At 42.3% G+C, this 22176-nt stretch carries 15 protein-coding genes; 7 read left to right on the top strand and 8 right to left on the bottom strand.

The features are described from left to right. Window positions 1–56: 56 nt before the first annotated feature. Together exaC and KO530_RS12100 are read right to left on the bottom strand one after the other, a co-directional pair. A complete protein-coding gene (gene exaC, locus KO530_RS12105; RefSeq protein WP_216048696.1) occupies window positions 57–1574 on the bottom strand; it encodes an acetaldehyde dehydrogenase ExaC in 1518 nt (505 codons plus the stop codon). A gap of 153 nt (window positions 1575–1727) precedes the next feature. Next, on the bottom strand, window positions 1728–2894 hold the full coding sequence (locus tag KO530_RS12100) for a porin (protein WP_252729208.1): 1167 nt from the start codon (window positions 2892–2894) through the stop codon (window positions 1728–1730). Between the two features lie 407 nt (window positions 2895–3301). On the opposite strand from KO530_RS12100, the gene KO530_RS12095 reads away from it, so the two are divergent. Both KO530_RS12095 and KO530_RS12090 read left to right on the top strand, forming a co-directional pair. Then, complete coding sequence (locus KO530_RS12095) at window positions 3302–5422, top strand: TonB-dependent receptor (RefSeq protein WP_216048694.1); 2121 nt, start codon at window positions 3302–3304, stop codon at window positions 5420–5422. Window positions 5423–5578: 156 nt separating this feature from the next. Then, window positions 5579–6871 (top strand): NAD(P)/FAD-dependent oxidoreductase, encoded by a 1293-nt coding sequence (locus KO530_RS12090; protein WP_216048693.1) that lies wholly within the window; start codon window positions 5579–5581, stop codon window positions 6869–6871. A gap of 93 nt (window positions 6872–6964) precedes the next feature. Here the strand turns inward: KO530_RS12090 and KO530_RS22125 are convergent, their stop codons facing one another. Further along, entirely contained in the window at window positions 6965–7432 is a 468-nt protein-coding gene (locus KO530_RS22125; RefSeq protein WP_216048692.1) for a pilus assembly FimT family protein, read from the bottom strand. A 244-nt stretch (window positions 7433–7676) separates the two neighbouring features. Here KO530_RS22125 and KO530_RS22120 point away from each other — a divergent pair, with 244 nt between their 5' ends. Beyond that, window positions 7677–8243 (top strand): prepilin-type N-terminal cleavage/methylation domain-containing protein, encoded by a 567-nt coding sequence (locus tag KO530_RS22120; protein WP_436792302.1) that lies wholly within the window; start codon window positions 7677–7679, stop codon window positions 8241–8243. 86 nt (window positions 8244–8329) lie between these two features. On the opposite strand, the gene KO530_RS12075 is transcribed toward KO530_RS22120, so the two are convergent. Together KO530_RS12075 and KO530_RS12070 are read right to left on the bottom strand one after the other, a co-directional pair. Then, a complete protein-coding gene (locus tag KO530_RS12075; RefSeq protein ID WP_354667874.1) occupies window positions 8330–10414 on the bottom strand; it encodes a TonB-dependent receptor plug domain-containing protein in 2085 nt (694 codons plus the stop codon). A gap of 193 nt (window positions 10415–10607) precedes the next feature. Next, entirely contained in the window at window positions 10608–12992 is a 2385-nt protein-coding gene (locus KO530_RS12070) for a TonB-dependent receptor (RefSeq protein WP_252729206.1), read from the bottom strand. 443 nt (window positions 12993–13435) lie between these two features. On the opposite strand from KO530_RS12070, the gene KO530_RS12065 reads away from it, so the two are divergent. The 3 genes from KO530_RS12065 to ggt all read left to right on the top strand — a co-directional run bounded on the left by KO530_RS12065 (window position 13436) and on the right by ggt (window position 17367). Continuing rightward, the gene (locus tag KO530_RS12065; RefSeq protein ID WP_216048690.1) at window positions 13436–13945 is read left to right on the top strand and encodes an EF-hand domain-containing protein; all 510 of its coding nucleotides are present in this window, start codon (window positions 13436–13438) and stop codon (window positions 13943–13945) included. A 365-nt stretch (window positions 13946–14310) separates the two neighbouring features. Then, window positions 14311–15687, top strand: coding sequence for a Na+/H+ antiporter NhaC family protein (locus tag KO530_RS12060; protein ID WP_216048689.1), 1377 nt, complete (start codon window positions 14311–14313; stop codon window positions 15685–15687). A gap of 6 nt (window positions 15688–15693) precedes the next feature. Beyond that, window positions 15694–17367, top strand: coding sequence for a gamma-glutamyltransferase (ggt, locus tag KO530_RS12055; protein ID WP_216048688.1), 1674 nt, complete (start codon window positions 15694–15696; stop codon window positions 17365–17367). Between the two features lie 30 nt (window positions 17368–17397). Here ggt and KO530_RS12050 read toward each other — a convergent pair whose 3' ends face one another. The 3 genes from KO530_RS12050 to KO530_RS12040 all read right to left on the bottom strand — a co-directional run bounded on the left by KO530_RS12050 (window position 17398) and on the right by KO530_RS12040 (window position 21113). After that, entirely contained in the window at window positions 17398–18756 is a 1359-nt protein-coding gene (locus tag KO530_RS12050) for a uracil-xanthine permease family protein (protein WP_216048687.1), read from the bottom strand. A gap of 424 nt (window positions 18757–19180) precedes the next feature. Further along, on the bottom strand, window positions 19181–20350 hold the full coding sequence (locus KO530_RS12045; RefSeq protein ID WP_216048686.1) for a flagella assembly protein FlgT middle domain-containing protein: 1170 nt from the start codon (window positions 20348–20350) through the stop codon (window positions 19181–19183). Between the two features lie 19 nt (window positions 20351–20369). Next, window positions 20370–21113: a flagellar basal body L-ring protein FlgH gene (locus KO530_RS12040; RefSeq protein ID WP_216048685.1), complete on the bottom strand. Its 744-nt coding sequence runs from the start codon at window positions 21111–21113 to the stop codon at window positions 20370–20372. 272 nt (window positions 21114–21385) lie between these two features. On the opposite strand from KO530_RS12040, the gene KO530_RS12035 reads away from it, so the two are divergent. Next, entirely contained in the window at window positions 21386–22165 is a 780-nt protein-coding gene (locus KO530_RS12035; RefSeq protein WP_216048684.1) for a hypothetical protein, read from the top strand. The last annotated feature ends 11 nt before the right edge of the window (window positions 22166–22176 follow it).

The following is a 22176-nucleotide window of genomic DNA, read 5'->3' as shown; positions in this document are numbered from 1 at the left end:
AGGTTTCCGCACTGGGTGCGGAAACCCCCACTTACGCCTTTTTCAAGGCAACGCTTTTAGAAAAAGCCCAATGGGTTAATGTCATAGCTAACCAATAAGTTCTTGGTTTGTTGATAATGACCTAACGCCATCTTATGATTTTCACGGCCTACGCCTGATTTTTTATAGCCACCAAATGCAGCGTGGGCAGGGTAAGCGTGGTAGCAGTTAGTCCATACTCGACCCGCTTGAATTGCGCGTCCCATTCTGTATGAACGGTTCATGTCACGAGTCCATAAACCTGCGCCTAGACCAAATTCAGAATGGTTAGCAATTGCCAAAGCTTCTGCTTCGTCTTTAAAGGTAGTCACACCGACCACTGGACCAAAAATTTCTTCTTGGAACACGCGCATATCATTGCGACCTTTTAGCAAAGTAGGTTCAACATAAAAACCTTTGCTGAAACCTTCAATCATAGCAGGGCCACCGCCGATAAGTACTTCAGCACCCTCTTTTTTACCAATATCTAGGTAACTTAGAATTTTGTCATATTGCTGTTCTGAAGCCTGCGCACCCACTTGGGTTTCTGTATCCAATGGGTTGCCACGTTTAATTTGCTGCGTACGCGCAACTACCAGTGAAATGAAATCATCGTAAATGGATTCTTGAATCAATGCTCTAGAAGGACAGGTACATACTTCACCTTGGTTGAAGAATGCCAACACAGTTCCTTCAACACATTTGCTTAGATATTCATCTTCATGATTCATTACGTCTTCAAAGTAGATATTTGGAGACTTACCACCTAACTCAACGGTAGAAGGTATGATGTTTTCAGCCGCACATTTAAGAATATGAGAACCAATTGGTGTAGAACCGGTGAATGCAATTTTTGCAATACGTTTGCTGGTTGCTAAAGCTTCACCCGCTTCTTTACCAAAACCATTTACAATATTTAGCACCCCTGGTGGCAATAAATCACCAATCAGTTCCATCAGTACCAGAATCGACGCTGGAGTTTGTTCTGCTGGTTTCATGACCACACAGTTACCCGCCGCCAATGCTGGGCTCAATTTCCAAGCAGCCATCAGAAGTGGGAAGTTCCAAGGGATAATTTGGCCAACAACGCCTAGCGGTTCATGGAAGTGATAAGCGATGGTGTTCTCATCAATTTCACTCATATTGCCTTCTTGAGCACGCAAACATCCTGCAAAATAGCGAAAGTGGTCGACACATAACGGAATATCTGCGTTTAAAGTTTCACGCACAGCTTTACCGTTATCCCAAGTTTCAGCAACCGCCAGCATTTCAAGATTTTGCTCAATACGGTCAGCAATTTTCAAAAGCGTATTAGAGCGGTCAGTTGCAGACGTTTTGCCCCAAGCATCTTTTGCTCTATGTGCTGCATCTAGGGCTAAGTTAATGTCTTCCTCAGTTGAACGAGGAATTGAACAAAAGACCTCATTGTTAACAGGCGATACGTTATCAAAGTATTGTCCTTTGACCGGTGCGACCCATTCGCCACCAATGTAGTTGCCATACTGTTGTTTAAAAGTTACGAGTGAATTTTCTTGTCCAGGTTGTGCATATATCATTTTGTTAACTCCGGTGTTCATATTTAGTAAAAGCGTTACCAGTTTGCCGGACTTTGCACCTTCAACTCAGAATTGAGTTGGCAGTCACACCGGCACCGGCTGCCGGAAAATAATTTTTGCCCCTACCTAGGGGCAAAAATTGAAAGCTATTGGTTAAAAGTTCACAATGGCTCCAAGGGCGATGGACTTAACCTCTTCGCTCGCATCACCAATGGATATTTCATTCATGTCGTATTCGACAACAAAGGTCACTGCGCTGTTATAACTATGGAACCACGCGACTTGAGCGCCATCCATTTCCCAAGGGGTTTGAGTTTCAACTTCAGTATTGCCATACGACAAGACAAATCGATTAGCGCCAGTTTTATACGAGCCTTGCACTAGATAGCCACTGCTATCCACTTCATTTCCGTCTTCATATAACAAGTTTTGTAAACCTAATGCGTTATCTGTGGGACCGAGCAACAAACCGATGGCTTCCCCAGTAAAACCAGAGGCGTTTAGCGCGAAGCCACCCATATTGAGTTTTGCACCATAAGAATAGCCTGTGGAATCAACGTCACCTTGAATGTCGCTCTCAGTGCTTTGCGAAAGAAAACCGACAAAGGCATTGAACATTCCGTCTTCAAACTTGCTGGTGTAAGTTAATTCTCCCTCAATTCTTGGCGTGCTCTCTTCACTCGATCGACCAGGGCCTGTGTCAGTAGAAGTATTAGCAGGGTCGATCAAACCAATGGCTAATTTAAAACCGCCGGCAAATTCAGGTGAACGATACGTAATTTGAGCCGTTGGCATTGGATATGTGTAACCTGTACCAATATTTCCAAAGGAAACACCTTGTCCATCAATCAAACCGAGGGTGTCGTTAACGTTGCCGTAACCTTGTAATATTTCGTCTAGAAAAATATTAGAACGGTTAAATAAGGTAAAATCTTTGCCTATTAATACCTGCCCCCAATCAAAATCCAAAGTGGCATAAAACTGACGGACATCGATTCCTGTTGAGGTTACGCCTGAATTACTGTCATTTATTGTGACCCAAAAAGAAGAGCGCCCACCAACCTTAACGCCGTCAATTTCTTTGCTAAAATTCATACCCACATAGTTAGGTAGAAAGCCCATTTTGACTCTAGACTGGTCGCGATCTATTCCTGATATGTCGTTGTCTGTGCTGCTAGACACGTAAAATGTATTGAAAGACGCATCAACTGTGACACTTGCCACCTCTGGATCGTCATAGATTGTTATTGCTGCAGAAGCTGCGCCGCTAACTAAGCCTAAAACTGCCAAACTAACTTTAGTAAATGTAAATTTATTCATGTTCATGTGTACCCTGTTTGATTGTTAGTATTATTGGTTGAGCAACATGAACTATCTATCCCGGGTTACTCCAACCCTATGCATCGATACGTTGCCGACGCACTTTTTTTGTTGATTTAGTATTGTTTGCTAACGGCAAATTAGAAACTCGTCGATTGGGCTCTTTGTGTTGCACTTTAGTCCTCAAAAAGAAAGCGACTAAAGATCTAGTTCTAAAGTAGTAGCCAATGGAAGTAGTTCGATTAGGGCTGGAAAGTATTAGAAAAACAGTGCGTAAAGTGCAGGCTTGTTAACTACTAATTAACACAAAATAAACATATGATTCAGTAACTAATGTCACCCTAGAATTGTGGCATCGTAAGTGTCAAACTGCGCTCCCAAATTATGTTTAAGAAGGCTGTATTCATATGATTTTTCTAACTAAAACCCTTCAGCAAGTATCACCACTTACTCGCTTAAGTGAATCAATTCGACTTTCACACTTAGGTTTAGTCGCCTGTTTATTGCCATTCTCCGGGATCGCGCAGGAATCGCCCGATGGAATAGAAAGAATTACAACTACAGCCACTAGAGTTGCAACCAACACTTCCAACTTGCCATATGTAGTAAGTACAGTAGACGAGCAAACATTAGGGTTGCTAGCTCCCACTCATATCGAAGAAGCCCTTAGCTTCATTGCCGGCGCTGGGGTGCAACGAGGAAATGGCCAAGAATATCTACCCGCCCTGCGTTCGCAAGTAATGGCTGGTTCAGGTGCTTGTGGTGGCATTCTCACCGCAGAAGATGGCATACCTTTGCGGGCCGCGGGATTTTGTAATATCAACGAGCTTTTTGAAGCCCACAGTGAAATGGCTCAAAGCATAGATGTTATCAAAGGGCCGGGCTCTGCATTTTACGGTTCAAATGCCGTACACGGAGTCATAAACGTAATCACACCGGACACCACAGTAGATGCAGGGTTATTCGGTATAGATTACGGTTCTTACGGATATAATCGATACAAATTTCGACAAGGTGCAGACTTCGGTAACTCGGGGATCGGTATCAATGCCAGTGTCACCCGCGATTCAGGATATCGAGATGAAGAAAGTGTCGACCAAGAAAAAGTTAACCTACGCCATCGTTTTGAAGCAGATAACTTGACCCTCACCACTGGACTCACTTATACCAATTTAGACCAAGAAACCGCCGGCTATATTACTGGTTTCGAAAGTTACAAAGACGAAGACTTAGCACAGGCCAACGAAAACCCAGAAGCCTTTAGAAAAGCCAAGTCTTTTAGATTATGGTCAAACGCACTTTGGAATTTAAGCGACCAAGATGTGCTCTCCATAACACCTTATATGCGTAACCAAAACATGTCGTTCTTAATGCATTTTTTACCTGGCACACCGATGGAAGAAAATGAACAAGACGGCTTTGGTGTGCAGTCAATGTGGAAACACAGCGCTTCTGACAACCTCACCGTTAGCCTAGGTTTAGATGCAGAACAAACCGATGGAAGTATGCGCCAATATCAAGATGCTGAAACCGAAGGTTCTGCGTTTTTAACAGCAACGGTACCCATTGGAATGCATTATGATTATGATGTCGAAGCCACCTTATATGCACCTTTTATATCAGTGGATTGGCAGCAAGATAATTGGTTAGTGTCATTCGGTTTACGCTACGAAAATATGAATTACGACTACACCAATAATATGTTAAGTGGCCGCACAAAAGACGATGGTACTGAATGTAGTTTCGGTGGTTGCCGCTACAGTCGTCCACCTTCTTCTGAAAACAGCTATAGCAATACTTCCCCAAAGCTCGGTATCCGTTATCAGTTTTCTCAGCACACACAATTTTACGCCAACTTATCCCGAGGCTATCGCGCACCACAAGCAACAGAACTCTATCGCCTGCAACGGGAACAAGAAGTCGCCGATTTAGACTCTGAAACAGTGACAAATGCCGAAGTTGGGGTAAAAGGACAATTTGATGGACTGAGTTATGTAGTATCCATCTATAACATGAATAAAGACAACTTCATCTTTAGGGATAGTGACTACTACAATGTGAACGATGGTGAATCAAGACACCGGGGAATTGAGTTAGAGTTACAATATCAATTAGCCGAAAACTGGGATTTGATGGTAGCTGCAAGCTACGCTAAACATACCTACTCCTATAGCCAAATTCTCAGTGACATTGATATCAATGGCAACTACATTGATACCGCGCCAAAAACCATCGCTAATACGCGCCTAGGGTGGGATATTAATGCATCAGCCAGAGCCGAATTAGAATGGGAGCACATGGGCAACTATTACACTGATCCTGAGAACCTTCACCGTTATGATGGCCATGATGTATTAAATTTAAGAGCCTCAATGCAAGTTACTGACGCGCTCACGTTATTTGCCAGAATCAACAATTTAACCGATACCAGTTATGCAGAAAGAGCGGATTACACCAGTTTTGGTGGAGATCGTTATTTCCCTGGTAGACCTAGAAACCTGATGATGTCACTAGATTACAAATGGTAGACATAGAAATAAGAGCAGTGACAATGAATTGTTAATGCTCAATATCATCATTTTTGCGGCAGTGTTTCACTGCCGCATTTATTTAACCCGAACTAGTCTTTCAAGATAAGCCTTTTACAACATAAATGTCCTATCTGGAATGATTGGAGAACATATATGAAGAAAATTATAGTTGTAGGAGGAGGCGCTGGCGGCCTTGAAATAGTCAAACGCCTTAGTCAAAAGCTAGGGAAAAAAAACAAAGCAGAAATCATTTTGGTTGATAAAAGCCAGAATCATGTCTGGAAACCGCTTTTACATGAAGTCGCGGCAGGTGTTATTGATAAAAATTCAGATGGCATCAACTATCGAATTCATGCAGTTGCCAACAAATATCAATTTCAACTGGGCAATATGTGCCACATCGACAAACAAAATCAACAAATAGAACTTGCGCCTTTGTATGATGAAAATGCGCAGTTAATCTTACCTAAACGCACTTTACAGTATGACACCCTAGTTCTTGCTATTGGCAGTGTTTGCAATGACTTTGGTACACCAGGAGTAGCCGAACACTGCTATTTCCTCGATTCACTCGCGCAAGCAGAAAGCTTCCATAAAGCTTTGCTTAATCAACTTCTGCGGATTAACCAAAAAGGTGTAGAAAGTAAACCATTACATGTCGCAATAGTAGGTGGTGGCGCTACCGGTACGGAATTAGCCGCTCAACTGCACCACGTCGCCAATCTCGCCAGAGCCTATGGCATGCCGGAAATGTCTGCCGCTAAATTAACGGTAACTATTATTGAAGCTGGGGAGCGCATTCTTCCAGCATTACCCGAAAAAATCACCAACTCAGCTCGCCAGGCTTTAACCAAGTTGGGGATTAAGGTTTTAGAAGGTACAAAAGTTATTTCGGCGCAAAAAGAGGGGTTCATGACAAGCGATAATGAGTTGATTGAAGCCGATTTAATGGTCTGGTCAGCGGGTGTAAAAGCACCTGATTTTATTACTCAACTGGGGATCTTTGAAACCAATCGCGCGAATCAAATTTTGGTCACGCCTTATTTAAAAAGCACCTTAGATGAAAATATATATGCCATTGGTGATTGCTGTGGGTTCCAACAAGAAGATGGCCGCTGGGTGCCTCCACGGGCGCAATCAGCTCACCAAATGGCCAGTACTGCAGCAACCAATATAATCAATGAATTTAAGCATAAACCGGCACAAAAATATCAATACAAAGACTATGGCTCATTGGTGCATTTGAGCAAATACAGCACCGTGGGAAATTTGATGGGTGCACTGTCAAATAGCAGTATGTTTATAGAAGGGCGGTTAGCCAAATTGGTTTATGTCTCCCTTTATAATATGCACCTATTCGCTATTCACGGCTGGTTTAAAGGGATATTTATTTTGTTTTTCCGCAAAGTCAGGAACATTGTGGGTCCCAAGTTGAAACTTCACTAAGCGCCACTTGCGCCGACACAAAAAAGCCCGATTTTGTCGGGCTTTTCTAGCACAGCTTAATGTCGTATCTAACAAAGTATGAGTTTGTTTAAATTAACAACCTGTGATTGTTTGCGTGAAAGTAGGCTCCCTAGTCGATCGTGCTGACACATAACGAATCTTGCAGTTACTAGGGTCAGGAGCATCGCTAATTTGCACATCAATAGAACCTAGCTGGCCGCTGCAATTTCCGCCGACCCAAGTAAAACTGTCATCAATTTCAACAGCATTGGCAATCCCGCTAGGATGAGGGCAGGCATAACCACATCGCAAAGTAATAGATTCACTGCCCAACTCAATAGTAGGGTCAGTATCGCAATCGGTTTTTTTCTCGATTGTGGCTTTAAAGTGGACTAAATCAGACGCTGAGCGCAATGTTCCTTCCAAGCCATCTAATGTGGCCAATCGAGCATCGGTACTCAGATCAATAAATCGAGGAGCAGCCACAACCGCTAAAATGCCAAGAATAACGATGACTACTATTAGCTCAATAAGAGTAAATCCATGATTTTTGTTGTGCACAACAATGCTCCTTGTAAATAACTTTTTAACCAATTAACTCATTAACGATCTTCTGTTAAATAATATTATGCTGAAAAAAGATCAAAGTGAAATGATTACTTATATATTTATCAATAACATAGAATACATCCGTATAATATTTGATTCCCAATGCCTGCGTTCCACTACGCTTTATTTTACGGTCACTTTTAATTATTTCGGAAATCTATTAGGATTATGAAAATCGATTTTTGAAGGAATGCTAGTGCAGCGTAGTAAAGGGTTTACCCTAATAGAACTAATAATAGTCATCGTCATCCTCGGCATTTTGGCCGTCACGGCTGCCCCGCGATTCATTGATTTGTCATCGGATGCAAACGCATCTGTGCTGAAGAATATTGGTGGACAACTGCAATCAGCCAATGATTTAGTCTACGCAAAGTCGGTGATTAAGCAGCAACACAACAAAGATAGAGATTCTGATCCTGAAGATGGTGAAACAGGTGTAACTGTGAACGGTGTATTTATCGCTACCGTCTATGGTACTCCATGGATATACTCTGGTACTGCGCTAACCAATTTCATGGACATTGATATACTTGACCAAGGTTACAATGAACATACTGAAATCTGCGAGTACAGTGGGGATTTTTGTTTTATGTATTTCAACACTAGTTCAGCCCCAGCGACTTTAGATTTATCTTTTTCTCCCGGTGTGGCAAGTATCATCTATCCAAAATCGAAGAGTGTCGCAGACGATTGCTTCGCCTATCATATTTTTGATAGAACAGACAACACTGCGCGGGCGGGTTCTGTTACCACAGGATGCTAATTAAATTTAGCATCCCTATTTGGCACCTCAGATTTCTACTCAGCACTAAGTAATTGCCAAAACAATTAGCAATATGAATGCATATATTAAAAACGCATTCTTAGGCCGGCATTCACAATGAAACCGTCATTACGCGACCATATATCGGTAGTCCATTGACCATCAGGCGCTCTGATTAGTAATACCAATGGATCTTCTTTGGTCTGGCGGATACCCAGAAGGTTTTCCGCATTCACAAACCAACTAAATTGACCTAAGGTTATTTCGCCCAACAAACCAAGATGCCAATAAGGTTTACTTTCAGAACGATAGGGATTACCGCTTAATCGCTGTTTTCCAGTGTAATAGGCTTCAAAACCAATCCGGCCTTTCCCGTGCTGTTCCCACATTGCTACCAAACCCGCAGAATGTTTAGGAGTGAGCTTGATACGTTGACGCTGCTTAGTTGTTTGATCAACCTCGGTGGCATCTAAAAAGAGATAGCTGGCGGTGACTTTAAAATCCTGCCATTTATAACGCAGCATTAATTCTGAACCGTAAATCCTTGATTCACCTTGCGCATTTACTAAACGCACGCGGTCTAGGGGACCATCGATTTCAGATGCATAAGCTTCTAATTCTGTGACATGCTCAACATTTGATGCGAAAAAAGTAACGTTTGCTTCTAACTGATCAAATTGACGCCCAATATCCAATGAAGAGGTAACCGCCGTTTCTTCTTGAATGTTTTGAAGCGGTGCCAAGCGTGATAGGCCAGCAGCTTCGATTTCTTCCACAAAGGGCGTTGGTGCAAAATAGCCACGGCCATAAGATGCTCTAACGGTCCAATCTTGCGGACGGTATAACACTGATACTCGAGGGCTCAACTGGCTGCCATACTCGCTGTGATCATCTAAACGCATACTTAATGAAGTTGATACCTGCTCGCTGAATTCATAATCAGCTTGGGCAAATAATCCTGGGACATCAAAGGTGTAATCAAACTCAGGATAATATTCTGACTCAAAACTATCTGACTGCATGGCTAGGCCAACTACCCATTGCGATTTATCGGTATAACCAGACAGAGTACTTTCCAATAAATAACTCTCATGGCTATCTTCATCTAGGTCTTCACCAAATTGTTTATCGTGTTTCTGCAGCATCGCAGAACCGCGCACATTCCAGGTTAAGACATCCCCTAAAGGTCCGGTAGCAATGATGCCACTATCGATTCGCTCACTGTCTTGAGTTTGTTCGAAAAAACTTCCATCGGGCAAGGTATAACCTTCGAGGGTGCCACCTAGACGATTTTCAGTCATGTAGCCTGCGGTAGCATAAACAGTCGCGCCATTTTCTCCTTCCCAAAATAAGCGAGGTCGAGCGGTATAGCGTTCATAGCCAGCCATATCAATCCAACCGTCATCATCAAAATCTTGTGTGCTTTGATGATGGCCACCAGCGGTCAATGATACGCCTAAAGAATCATTTACCGGAGTAGCTAAATAAGTGGTGACGTCTTGTCCATCTCGGGAAGTAAAATTAAATAACACTTCTCCTTCGGCTTCATCTGAAGGTCTGCGAGAGACGAGATTGATCACGCCGCCCATTGCTGAACCACCATAAAGCGAAGAAGCTGAGCCTTTGATGATTTCAACACGGGCTAAATCAGTTGGCGGAATTTGTAACAAACCAATAGAAGCAGCTTGCCCACCATAAAGGGCTAAACCATCATTTAGCAACTGCGTATAACGACCATAAAGCCCCTGCAAACGAATATTAGCACTGCCTAATGCCGGAGATGTGGTTTGAACTCTTACGCCCCCTGTTTCGGCCACTAGCATAGAAATATTACCCGGGCGCATCATGGCTTTTTCTTCGAGCTCTTCTTGGTTAATCACTTCTATTCGAACAGGTTCATCGGTAACGTTGCGACCAACTCGCGTAGAGGAAACAGTGATAGTTTCAACCTCGTCGTCATGCTCGTCGTGCTCGTCGTGCTCGTCGTGCTCGTCAGCATCATTAAGTTGATTTCCAGCAAACTGTCTATTTGTTTCCTGTTGCGAAGATTGCTGAACCTTAGATGAGACATTTTCAGATTCGAGCGGGTTACCCTGTGATTTAAATGAACCGAGCAAACTTAGGGTAAGGATGAGTATAAGAGAGGGTCTGGTGGAATAATAACAACGCACAGTGATTAAATACCTTTAAACTAGAGTGTGTGAAAATTGTCCCTGATGCGGGGCTCGAACAAAGAATAATATCACACGTAATCTCATTCACTTAACCGATTTTTGTGCGCAAATCGATTAAGTGAATTCGATTCCATAGTTCGTTCAGTTAAGTATCCCCTAAACTGAAGATTATTGAGGACTTTACACTAATCTAGAAGGCATAAGAGGCATACAAACGTAATGTTCGAGGCTGCCCAGGGCCAATAAATTCAGGTGATTCTATATCAGGGTATAGGTCTCCTAATACTTCGTCAGCTTCACCATAGGTTCCAAAGGTCTCAAACTCCTCATCGAAGGCATTTTCTAGGCGGATAGCTAAATTAATACCATTTTCAAACCCATAACTCGCGGCTAGGTTTACAATTGTATAACCAGATAGTTGGCGGTTCTCGTTAGCTTCATCTCCGCGGAAATATTGGCTTGAAGAATAGTTAATATCTGCGTTAAGAGCGAACGCTTCGCTAACCGCGTAATCAAAAGATATGCTTGCTTGAGTGGTTGGCTGACCAGGAATTTTGTCTCGCGGATTAACTTGTCGATTTGGCCCCAAAGGATTTTGCGGGCTAAACGACATAAATGACGATTCAAAAGTAGCCTGTAGATAACTAAATTGCGCGTCTATATCCAACTTGTCGATACTATGGGCTAAGCCCAACTCGATACCTTGGCGACGGGTTTTATCCACATTCACGAAGTAGCCAACTGAGGGACGATCACCGGCTTGTTGGAAGATAATATCGTCCTTACTGTCACTGCTATAAATAGCAGCGCTAAGTTGGCCATTCTGATATTGCCATTGAGCACCCAATTCAATGGTATTAGTCACCACTTGCTCTAACGGAGGATCGGCAACAAAACCATTGGGTAATTTACACGGATCATCCTCATCAGCGCAACTTAACTCAGCAGGGCTAGGCGTTCGAGAGGATTGACTATAACTACTATAAACCGATAGATCACCAGTCTGATAATGGACAGCAAACGACGGATTGAAATGATTAAATTGATGTTCTCCATTTAGCGAGCCTGGACCAGTCTCTACACCGTCTACCATGTCAATATCTGAGCGATTGTAGCGACCCGATAGTTGCAACGACCATTGTTGGTTTAAAACGATGTTATCACTGAAAAACAGATGCAGATGGCGTACATCAGTTGTTAATCTAACCATAGAATCTAGGTCATATACTCCAATGCCCATCACATCGCGACTATCTTCGGCGCTATCGTTATTTAGTATGGCGAATTCAGTATCACTACTGAAATCAATTGAAGCCACATCAATCCCTAGTCCTGCAGTCCAATGATGCACTAGGCTGGCGGCTTCGACCTTGCCGCTTAGCTCTGCGCTGATACCTGAAGATTGATTTTTCGTTAAACTTGTATTGGCTGTGCCATCTATGTCGTCGGCATCAAATGATGAGATATCTTCAAGGGGGGTTAGCGCGGCATAATCCACAAAGTGTACAGCATCATCGGCTTCAAATTCGTCATCTTCTTCCGCCTCATCATCGCCCTCTAAATCGTCATCTAATTCTGCAATTTCGGCATCTTCATCTTCGACACAAAGGGTTTCACCAAAACCAATATCACACTCTTCATAATCACTATCGTCACCGTTGTAAGTGACAATTTCATTTTTCCGATAATAAGCGTTTACCACTAAATTGGTGTCTTCAGAGAGCGTCCATTGATTTTTCAAACTAATAAAGCGTAGCGCAGTTTCAGTTTGATCAGGCCGAGTAAAGATTGCGTCGCGTCCTTCAAATGGAATTAACTCAACAGGAATAGCGCCATTACCAATTAACCTATTATCGCTCGCAGCTAGGGTCAACTCTGAAAAGTGGTTATCGCCTTGGTAGCTAATTGTTGAAAATAGCTGTTTTATTTCGCTATCAGAATAATCTCGCCAGCCATCTTCTTGGTAAGAGTTGACGTTCACATAGTAAGCCCACTCTTCATTGTTACCACCGGATTCAAAATTAATCCCCTGCTGACCAAAATCTCCTGCTTGCAGACTTATTTTATTCTGTTCAAAGTTAAAACCGTTTTTAGAACGCAAAACCAATGCGCCACCAAGGGTGTTTTGACCAAACAATGGATTCGCGCCAGCGACTAGGGAAACTTGCTCTAATGCCGATGTTGGCAACAAATCCCAATTCACGGTGTCACCAAATGGTTCGTTGAAGCGTGTACCGTTTAAATATACTGATAATCCTTGAGGAAGACCTAATAAAGGCGATGCGGTAAAACCACGATATTGTACATCTGGTTGAAATGGATTATTAGTCACATCATTGATCGACACACTAAATAACTGGCTATCGAGTAAACGAGCCAAAGACGGACCATATTGAGGCGCCAAATCAGAGCTGTCTAGTACCTGATTGACAGAATATATACTCCCAACACTTTGCACACCAAGTGGGGATACTCCGGTAATAACTAGCTTTTCAATAATTTCAGGTCCGGGATGCTGAGCCATCGTAGAAAAACTCATTATCAGCATCGAAAATGATACGCTCCGTCGCTTCATGTCTATTGACCTTGTATTTGTTATTAACTTTTGGTTAACAATCCTAATTCAGAAGAGTGCCAAACGCCTATTGGCTAAAGGGTTAACCAAAGGGGTACTTTAGTAGTAGTGGCACCAAGAGAGGTACAAACTAATTAGCCCTCAATCTTCGTATTTCCCTTAGTTTTAAAGTTACTATCGCGGCAATTGCAGCACCTCCAATGCTGGCAGCACATTTCCTGTTGTATTTATACAAATTTGGTAAGTAGGCAAAATCATGCCGTGTTAGCTATAAAATTAAAAAAATGAGTGCTTAACAGGTGACTCAAAAAGCACCACCAATAACTTTTAATATTTTAAAATTCAATTACTTACCTTGAACCTTTGACCTTTACATAATCTTTACACAAATTGGAATCAAATCTGCTTTGTAGCTAGTTGAAGTTAACCAACCGGAGCAAAATATGAATATTATGTCGATAGGTGGAGGTGGCCCAGATCCTGCTGCCCGTGAGAAAGAAAAAGCTCAGCAACAATTTGATATCGCTGACACTAATGAAGACGGAGTTGTCAGCGCTACTGAGTTTATGGCAGCGTTAACAGCTGAAGGCGTAGAGAGCACCAAATCAGCTGACATGTTCAGTAACATGGACTCAAATAGCGATGGTAATTTGAGCCAACAAGAACATGACAAAGCCGTTCAAGAGCGTGAACAAAAAATGACGCAAATGATGGCCCAAATGGACGGGGAAATTGGTCTGTACGGTGAAAAAGACTCAGAAAAAGCGGTAAATTTTGACTCGTTCAAAAGCATGTTGTCTTCGATTGCTGATGATACAAAAGACCAGACTACGGCTTCACGCTTGAAAGATCTTCTAACCGAATTAGAATCTGAAGGTTATTCAAAAGAGGGCGTCCAAAAATCGGTGGAATTGATGAATAAGGTCGCTCCCCCCATAAATACGACTGCCTAATTAAGGGATGTTTTGATTGTTAACAACCCCTTCCCCACATAAGTCATCAAACCTAATAGGGAAAATCCCAGTACGTAAATTAGGTTTGATGCTTTTTAGTTAGCTTTTTAACCATATAAAATTGGTTTGCTAATAGAGTCCATGTCACATCTTAGGACTAGACAAACGTCATGTTTTTTATATTTTTATGTTATTAGCTTAATTGTACATATTCCCTTTTAAACCTGTCTGGTTTAAGGTGACCGACTGAATAAGAGCATGTAATTACCACCAGTAAAAGAATACACTATTGGTTTAACGTCATTCAGATCACGAATACTTCCATGTACTCAAATTAATAAAAATAAGACTGTAGGGACTAATTTATGGACTGGGTTTCCATCATACCGCCATTGATTGCGATATTTATCGTGTTTTGGAAGAAAGAAGTCATCATGGCATTATTGATGGCTGTACTAAGTTCCGAGACACTTATATTACTCACTTCAGCTTCTGAAAGTGTGATTTTAGCACCAATATCTTCGGTTGAACGAGTGGTAGCGGTAGCCACCAGCGCAGGAAATACGCGCATTCTATTGTTCAGTATACTAGTGGGTGCATTATTAGCCTATATCAGAGATTCAGGCGGTGTTACAGCCACCGTAAACTGGTTAACCCATCGTGGTATTGCCAACAATCGCCGACAAGTAGGCGGCTTGACGATGTTAACCGGCATAGTGATCTTCATTGAATCGAATCTAAGTGTGCTTACTGCTGGAATATTTGCTCGCGGTTTGTTTGATAAATTTGGTATGAGCCGGGCGCGACTTGCCTACCTTATTGACAGCACCAGCGCGCCCGTTTGTATTTTAATTTTACTGAATGGTTGGGGCGCCTTTGTACTTGGTTTACTCGATGGTTATGAATTAGAAGAATCTTCAGCCAGTATTTTGTGGGGCACAGTTGCATTCAACTTCTATGCAATTATTACCTTGGTCATTGCTGCTTACACTGTGTTTGCGGATAAAGTTCACGGTCCAATGGCAAAGGCTGAGCAGCAACTCGATGCCACTAAAAGTAAACTTTCTGCCGCGCCAGCCACCAAAGCCCGTTACATGGTAGTCCCTATATTAACCATGGTACTAAGCATGGTAGGTTTTATGTTTTGGACTGGCAACGGCGTTTTATCTGACGGCAGTGGCAGTAAATCCGTATTGTATGCCACGGTCTTAGCTACTGTTGTTGCTTATTTCTTATTGTTGACTGGCAAACAATTTAATCATCATCAAGCGGTGGAGATTGGTTTTAAAGGCATGGGAGAACTCTTACCCTTGGTAACCATAGTACTGCTTTCTCTGACCTTAGGCGCTAGCTTAAAAATATTAGGCACGGGCACATTTGTAGCAGGCATGGTTGGTGAGTACTTACCATTAGTATTTGTTGTACCAATGTTGTTTATTGCTGGGGCGATTATGTCATTTACTACAGGGACATCGTGGGGCACATTCGCTATTCTAATCCCCATAGGCGTGCCACTGATTCAACAACTGGGTTTACCTCCTTCGTTGGTCATCGCTGCGATTTTGGGTGGTGGAATATTTGGTGATCACTGTTCACCAATATCAGACAGTACAGCGGTGTCTTCATTAGCTTCGGGGTGTGATTTACTCGAGCACGTTCGCACTCAATTACCCTACGCGCTGGTTGCCGGTGGATTAACTCTGGTTGCTTATTTTATTGCTAGTTTACTTATGATTGGATAGATACTTATGCGTACATTATTTGTTTTATCTTTTGTTATTTTCCTCAGTGCCTGTACTCAGACAGGTATCGACAAAGCCAAGGGCGACTATGCTGTGGCAATGCCTGATAAATTTGGTGCTGATGTTGCGCTGGCCGTTTTAGACGAAGGCGGTAACGCGATAGATGCTGCTATTGCTGCCCAGTTTGCCCTAGCAGTTACCTTTCCAGAAGCTGGAAATATTGGCGGTGGTGGATTTATGACAATCTATTTTAATCGTCAAACTGACTTTTTAGATTATCGTGAAATGGCTCCTGCTGCAGCGTCTCGAGATATGTACCTTGATGAACAAGGCAATGTGGTCTCGGTCCAGTCATTATTTGGTGCAAAAGCATCCGGAATTCCTGGTACAGTAGCGGGCATGTGGGAAGCGCATAAAAAGTATGGCAAGTTACCTTGGACTCGTTTAGTTCAGCCAGCTGTTAGCCTGGCCAAAGACGGTTTTATTGTGCCTGAGAAATTGGCTGAAAAAGTGACTCGTTATATCGCTCGTAAAAAGGAAAATGGCATTGAAAGTAATTTTGAAGACTACTTCGCGGATGCCACTAAGTCAGGTATGTTGTTCAAACAGCCCGAGTTAGCTGCAACCCTTGAGCGTATCCGCGATCTTGGTGTAGATGGATTTTATAAAGGTGAAACTGCCGAACACATTGTTTCCTTTATGCAAAAAGATGGCGGTTTAATTACATTGGAAGACTTAGCTTCTTATCAAGCTAAGTGGCGCACACCGATAAGCTTTCCATGGCGTGGTTATACTTTGATCACCGCTCCACCACCGAGTTCAGGTGGTATTGCCGTTGCTCAGTGGTTAGGCATGATTGATGCTGTTATTCAAACCAATCCATTGCCTAAACAAAACTCTACGGCCTATTTGCACTTAGTCTCAGAGGCAGGTAAACGAGTTTTTGCCGATCGCGCCGAATACTTAGGTGATCCAGATTTTATCGATGTTCCGCAAACTGAGTTAATGCTCCCTGAATATATTCAATCCCGTGCAAACGACATTAACTTAACCGCTATCTCAGCCACCAGCGACATCAAACCAGGCTTACATGAGAGTGAGGACACCACACACTTTTCCATTGTTGATGGTTGGGGTAATGCCGTTGCCAATACAACCACTATCAATTTGAGTTTTGGGGCGGGTGTAGTAGCGGAAGGTGCAGGCTTTTTATTAAATGATGAAATGGATGATTTCAGTGCTAAGCCAGGCGTTCCAAACTTCTTTGGCGCAATTGGCGGTGAAGCCAATGCAATTGCCCCTTTCAAACGTATGTTATCGTCAATGTCTCCGACTATTGTGCTTGAGGACGAAACGGTGAAACTGGTAACAGGCTCACCTGGCGGTACCACCATCATATCCTCAGTTACCCAATCAATACTCAACACATTGTTATTTAATATGAGCGCCGAAGAAGCTGCAAATAGCCCGCGTTTTCATCACCAATTATGGCCCAAGGACACCATCAGAGTGCATCCAGGTATCAGTGATGCTACGTTAAACTCGCTGCAAGAAATGGGTTACATCATAAGCGAAGGTCGCTTTGGCGATGTACATTTGATTTTGCAAAAAGACGGCGAACTTAGTGCTGCCTCAGAAAAAAGTGGCAGAGGAAAAGCCAAAGTGGTATCTGCAAACTGATGCGTATTGAACCGCACTTGTACAGAGCGGTTAAGATTGCGAGGAGACTCTCTCCTCCTCGTGAACAGGATCTGGGATCAATAAACTCATCACAATGGCGATAACGCCGGCTGTGGTAATCGCAGAAGAAAATATATTTCGCAGCGCTTCAGGTAGTCCTTGAAGCGCATTTGGCTCCATTAACACCCCAAAGCCAGCGCCAAATGAAGTGGCCATAATCAGTGTTTTGCGTCTGTCGATAGGTTCACTTGCCAGAATTTTAATACCGGCCACCGCAATAGTGGCAAACATCACTAAAGTCGCGCCGCCCAAAACAGGTTTAGGAATTGATTGCAATACACCTCCAATTACCGGAAACAAACCTAACAACACCAAAATACCGGCGATATAAAACCCGACGTGTCGACTCGCCACTCCGGTTAGTTGGATTACCGCATTGTTTTGCCCAAAAGTGGTATTTGGAAAGGTATTGAACACCGATGCCAATGCAGAATTAACCCCATCGGCCAGAATACCGCCTTTAATGCGCTTTAAGTATTGTTCACCTTTGATGGGCAAACCACAAAACAAGCTGTTAGCCGTCAAGTCACCAGAGCTTTCCAGCGCCGTCATCAGATAAATCAGCGCAACGGGTAAAAACACCTCCCAATCAAAATTTAAACCGTATTTGAAAGGCACGGGTATGCTAAACAAAGGTTGTTCACCAATATGTTCCACCGAAACGATACCTAACCAGTAGGCCAGCAATGTTCCTAATCCCATACCAACCATGATGGCTGATAACCTAACCCATGGGTTTGACGAGACATTGAGTACAATGATAGTCACCAGCACAAAAATTCCAATATATAAATTTTGCGTATCGCCAAAAGTGTCACTACCAAAACCACCTGCAAGGTCTGTCATGCCGACTTTAATTAAACTAAAGCCAATGGTTGTGATCACAATACCGGTGGTGAGAGGGGTAACAATACGCCTCACTTTGGTAATAAATTGACTAATAACAACTTCGATAAAGGCTCCGAGCAAACACACCCCAAAAATAGTCGATAATACCTCCTCGTTGCTTCCCCCTTTGGCTTTGATTGCAAAGCCGGCTACTAAAATGGCACTAACAAAGGAAAAGCTTGTACCTTGTACAGCAATCAAGCCACTACCAATAGGGCCTATAGTTTTAGCTTGGATAAAGGTAGCCACTCCTGATACAAATAACGCCATACTCAATAAATATGGCAACTCAGCCTGCAACCCTAGAGTTCCACCTATTATTAAGGTTGGCGTGATGATCCCCACAAAACAGGCCAGAATATGCTGGGTTGCAGCGGTGATACTTTGCTTTTTAGAGGGAATATCGTTAAGCCCATAGAGCAGTTCAGAATTGGATTTCATTAATTTGCCTTAGGTCTGCCCGTAAATGAGAGTTAGAACTCGATGTCATTGAGTTTGATTTGTCATAGCCAAAACGAATGGGGTTGCGATGCAAGAAAATGACCAAAAGGTCAAGTTTTAAGGATTGTTAATTTTAAAGGCCTAGCAGCCAGATTAGGCTAATTGGACTTATCCCAAGCATAAATGATTGCACTAAAATGATGCGCTATAAGCTGGAATAAAAATGCACTTGCTAATTTGATAGTCGGGGGGAAGTGTTGAATTTCGCCGCAAAACCAATTCCTAATAATGCAAAACGAGTAGTTTCAGGTATAGCTATGACTGGCGTATCTGTGTTCGTTAAGGGCAACTAGCCCAGTGGTAAGAATAGATATGCGTCTTTGAATATTACCGCGCCAACACTAAGTGACTTTATGCTTTGATCTTAGCGAGTTGGGCTGACCAGATCGAGTAAGTCGCCGTTTATCACTTGGGCAGGATCATCATTACTCAATTCAGCGGTCAAACTGTCTAATTGCACGACTTTATATACACCTTGGTTAACCGCAGTCAATGCCGCATGACTCAATCCATTTGCGCTAACAGGTAAGCGTTTTTTATAGAGTAGGAATTTATCGCCTAACTTTAGTCCATTGTCTAAGCCCATATTGATGATCAATTTATGGTTATTTGTTCCTACAATTTGCGCAAAGCTCTGCTCACACTGAAGTTTATTAGCAACATCCGACACCGCGCCATTGACAGTGTTAAGTACTGTACGGCCATAGTCACTGCGCCAAAACAAACTGTTATTGGTATCTACATTGTAGTCATCACTGTACTCCCAATCCGCTTCACTATGGTAAGACTCTTGGAATATAATCGTATGCCGATAAACATCCAGTACATATACTTGAATCGTGAAATTGCGTCTTAAAGATACATCGTCTGAAAGCAATTCTTCTTTGACTTGTTCAAATAAACTGATATCGCGAATAAACCCAAACATGACAAACTGCCGTCCATATTCTTTGGACATATAAATGGCTTTGTTGGTTAATTCGTTAAGATGGATTTGGTCATAGGAGTTAACCCCAGTGAACGCCTTGTCAATCAGTCGTACCTTAGGACTGGTTTGTTCAGCACGCAATTGTTGCTCAATGCGTTTACTTATTTGCTTACCGATATCAAAAATACCACCATGGCTAGCTTGCTGGGGTTTTAACACTTGAAACTGGGTAAGCAACACCGAGCGGTTGTATCCATCATGGGGACAATTGAACATAGGTGAGAATTCGACTCTGACGATAACATTAAATACATCTTCATTCACAGATTCACTAAGCACTTCTACTCGCTGAATTTGGCCTTGGGTGGTAATCACCGATTTACTGCTCACTAGTAGTCCATCTAACACCACATCTTCTGCAGAAACAAAACTGCCGTTTTTAAAAGATGCGTCTGCAACTGCATTTTTGATAGCTGTCACTCTTACGTCGCTAACGTCAGCACCGTCTAATTTGACCGTCGCCTCACCTTGTTGCCAAACAGCAAAGGCCCTAGGACAGAGCAGCAAAAGCACCAACAAGGTTGTGCAATTCAACATTTTCATCATAGTTATATTCATTTTTCAGTTAATTGAAAATGCCAAATAATTTATTGATTACTGACTCTTCTTGATTGGAGTGCAATTCGCCTTTGCCACTGTACTCAATGCGTGAATTCCCCACTTTAGAGGAAATAATAGTATTTGAAGCATCAATATCGGCGGTTCGTATTTCACCGGAAAATCTGACGTATTCTTGCCCAGTGTTCAGCGTAATCCACTTCTCGCCGGCAACCACAAGATTATTATTGGGTAAGACTTCTTTTACATATACGGTAATATCACCTTTCAAAGAATTAGATTGATTGGCTTCTGATGATGTATCGAACTCATTTTCTTCATTGTGTTCTATATTTAAGTCTGTTTCATCAATCTGGATAGGTCCAGCAGTAACATTCACAGGTCCTAACTCAAATCGACTACTTTTATCCCTTTGAAAATCGATGGATTTTTTTGACGTAGTTGACTCACTTAGTCGAACTAAAATCATGTCACCCACTTGGTATTTGCGGTGCAACTGATACAGGCTAGCGTCATCGTCTAGTTGAAAAAGTGATCCTGTGGGGACTGCTATAGATTCGACCCCTTCCATGCGGATAGGTCTGTAACTGGGATCATTGGGCATGATCTCTTTGTCTTTTTGACTAATGGCTCTTTGACTAACTTTTGGATTGGTTGGCAGGTTTTCGACAACTTCTTCTTCTACGCTAGGTGTTTGTGAACATGAGCAAACAACAAAACAGAAAAAAGAGATAAAGTGATACTTTTTCATACTCAAATATAACCTCAATTGCTATCTAAAGATAACAACATATTTATGATTAGAATTGCCTCTCACATGCCAAATTCTGAGGTTATTTTACCGAAAAAATAAATCACTTTAGGACCTTTACTAAAACTTTACACTAGCGCTTTTAATGTAAATAGAATTTCAGCCAAGTTGTTTAAGTATATGATACTTGGCTAAATTTTTGGCACGATTTTAGCCTATCAGCATCTACACAACTCCATCCAAAATGCGTAAATTAAGAGTAGTCATTACCCATGAATGTCATAGATACATTACAAAATAACTTAGGTTTAGGCACCGCCGTTGAAACACCTTCTGCAAGTGAATCCTCAGCAAGCTCAGAAGGAATCAATCAGGTGTTTGGTGGTTTAATGTCACTGATGCAGCAAAACGACAGTGATAACTCCGCTGAAGAAAACGCCAACATGGATTCAGCAATTGACAGCATTCAGAAAAGTCTTTTTTCAGCTATTGGGTTAGATCAATTTACTGAAGACTCTTTATCTCAACTGACGTCACTAGATTCAATTGCGAACCTACAAACCTCTTTATTGAGTAGTCTCAGCGCCAACCTTTTCAGTAGTGCGACTGCCGCTATTTCTGCCGAGCCGGAAGTAAGCACCACTGACTTAAGCGCGTTAAATTCTGACACTACCTTGTTGGGTTCAATTCAAGATATTTCAAATTATGTAATAGGTGAAGATGGCTTAGGCATGGATGATTTTTTTGACACTATTAACATTCTAAATCACATTCCTATTGTCTCTGATATTTACCAAAATACATCCCATACCAGTGTGGATCCGGTATCTGAATTATTGGGTGGATTTGTTTATGGGGGACCGATAGGAATGGCTTTTGCCGCTGCCGATATGGCGATTGAATCATTCTCCGGCAAATCCATCTATAACAATGTAACAGACTACATGTTTGAAGATGCCGACAAGGAAACGATAGAATCAACGGTTTCTCAGGTGACCAATACAATTGAACAAGCGAATAAAGCGTATAGCTTTGTTTCTAGAAACTATTAGTAGGTAATAGG

The sequence above is a fragment of the Aliiglaciecola lipolytica genome (assembly GCF_018860635.1).
GTDB lineage: Bacteria > Pseudomonadota > Gammaproteobacteria > Enterobacterales > Alteromonadaceae > Aliiglaciecola > Aliiglaciecola lipolytica_A.
Note: the sequence above shows the minus strand (reverse complement) of the source record. Positions and strands in the feature narration are given on the sequence as shown.

Excerpts from the sequence above, each read along its gene's own strand:
- exaC (WP_216048696.1), bottom strand. The coding sequence starts at position 1,574 with ATGATATATGCACAACCTGGACAAGAAAATTCACTCGTAACTTTTAAA.
- KO530_RS12100 (WP_252729208.1), bottom strand. The coding sequence starts at position 2,894 with ATGAATAAATTTACATTTACTAAAGTTAGTTTGGCAGTTTTAGGCTTA.
- KO530_RS12095 (WP_216048694.1), top strand. The coding sequence starts at position 3,302 with ATGATTTTTCTAACTAAAACCCTTCAGCAAGTATCACCACTTACTCGC.
- KO530_RS12090 (WP_216048693.1), top strand. The coding sequence starts at position 5,579 with ATGAAGAAAATTATAGTTGTAGGAGGAGGCGCTGGCGGCCTTGAAATA.
- KO530_RS12070 (WP_252729206.1), bottom strand. The coding sequence starts at position 12,992 with ATGAAGCGACGGAGCGTATCATTTTCGATGCTGATAATGAGTTTTTCT.
- KO530_RS12065 (WP_216048690.1), top strand. The coding sequence starts at position 13,436 with ATGAATATTATGTCGATAGGTGGAGGTGGCCCAGATCCTGCTGCCCGT.
- KO530_RS12060 (WP_216048689.1), top strand. The coding sequence starts at position 14,311 with ATGGACTGGGTTTCCATCATACCGCCATTGATTGCGATATTTATCGTG.
- ggt (WP_216048688.1), top strand. The coding sequence starts at position 15,694 with ATGCGTACATTATTTGTTTTATCTTTTGTTATTTTCCTCAGTGCCTGT.
- KO530_RS12050 (WP_216048687.1), bottom strand. The coding sequence starts at position 18,756 with ATGAAATCCAATTCTGAACTGCTCTATGGGCTTAACGATATTCCCTCT.
- KO530_RS12045 (WP_216048686.1), bottom strand. The coding sequence starts at position 20,350 with ATGATGAAAATGTTGAATTGCACAACCTTGTTGGTGCTTTTGCTGCTC.
- KO530_RS12040 (WP_216048685.1), bottom strand. The coding sequence starts at position 21,113 with ATGAAAAAGTATCACTTTATCTCTTTTTTCTGTTTTGTTGTTTGCTCA.
- KO530_RS12035 (WP_216048684.1), top strand. The coding sequence starts at position 21,386 with ATGAATGTCATAGATACATTACAAAATAACTTAGGTTTAGGCACCGCC.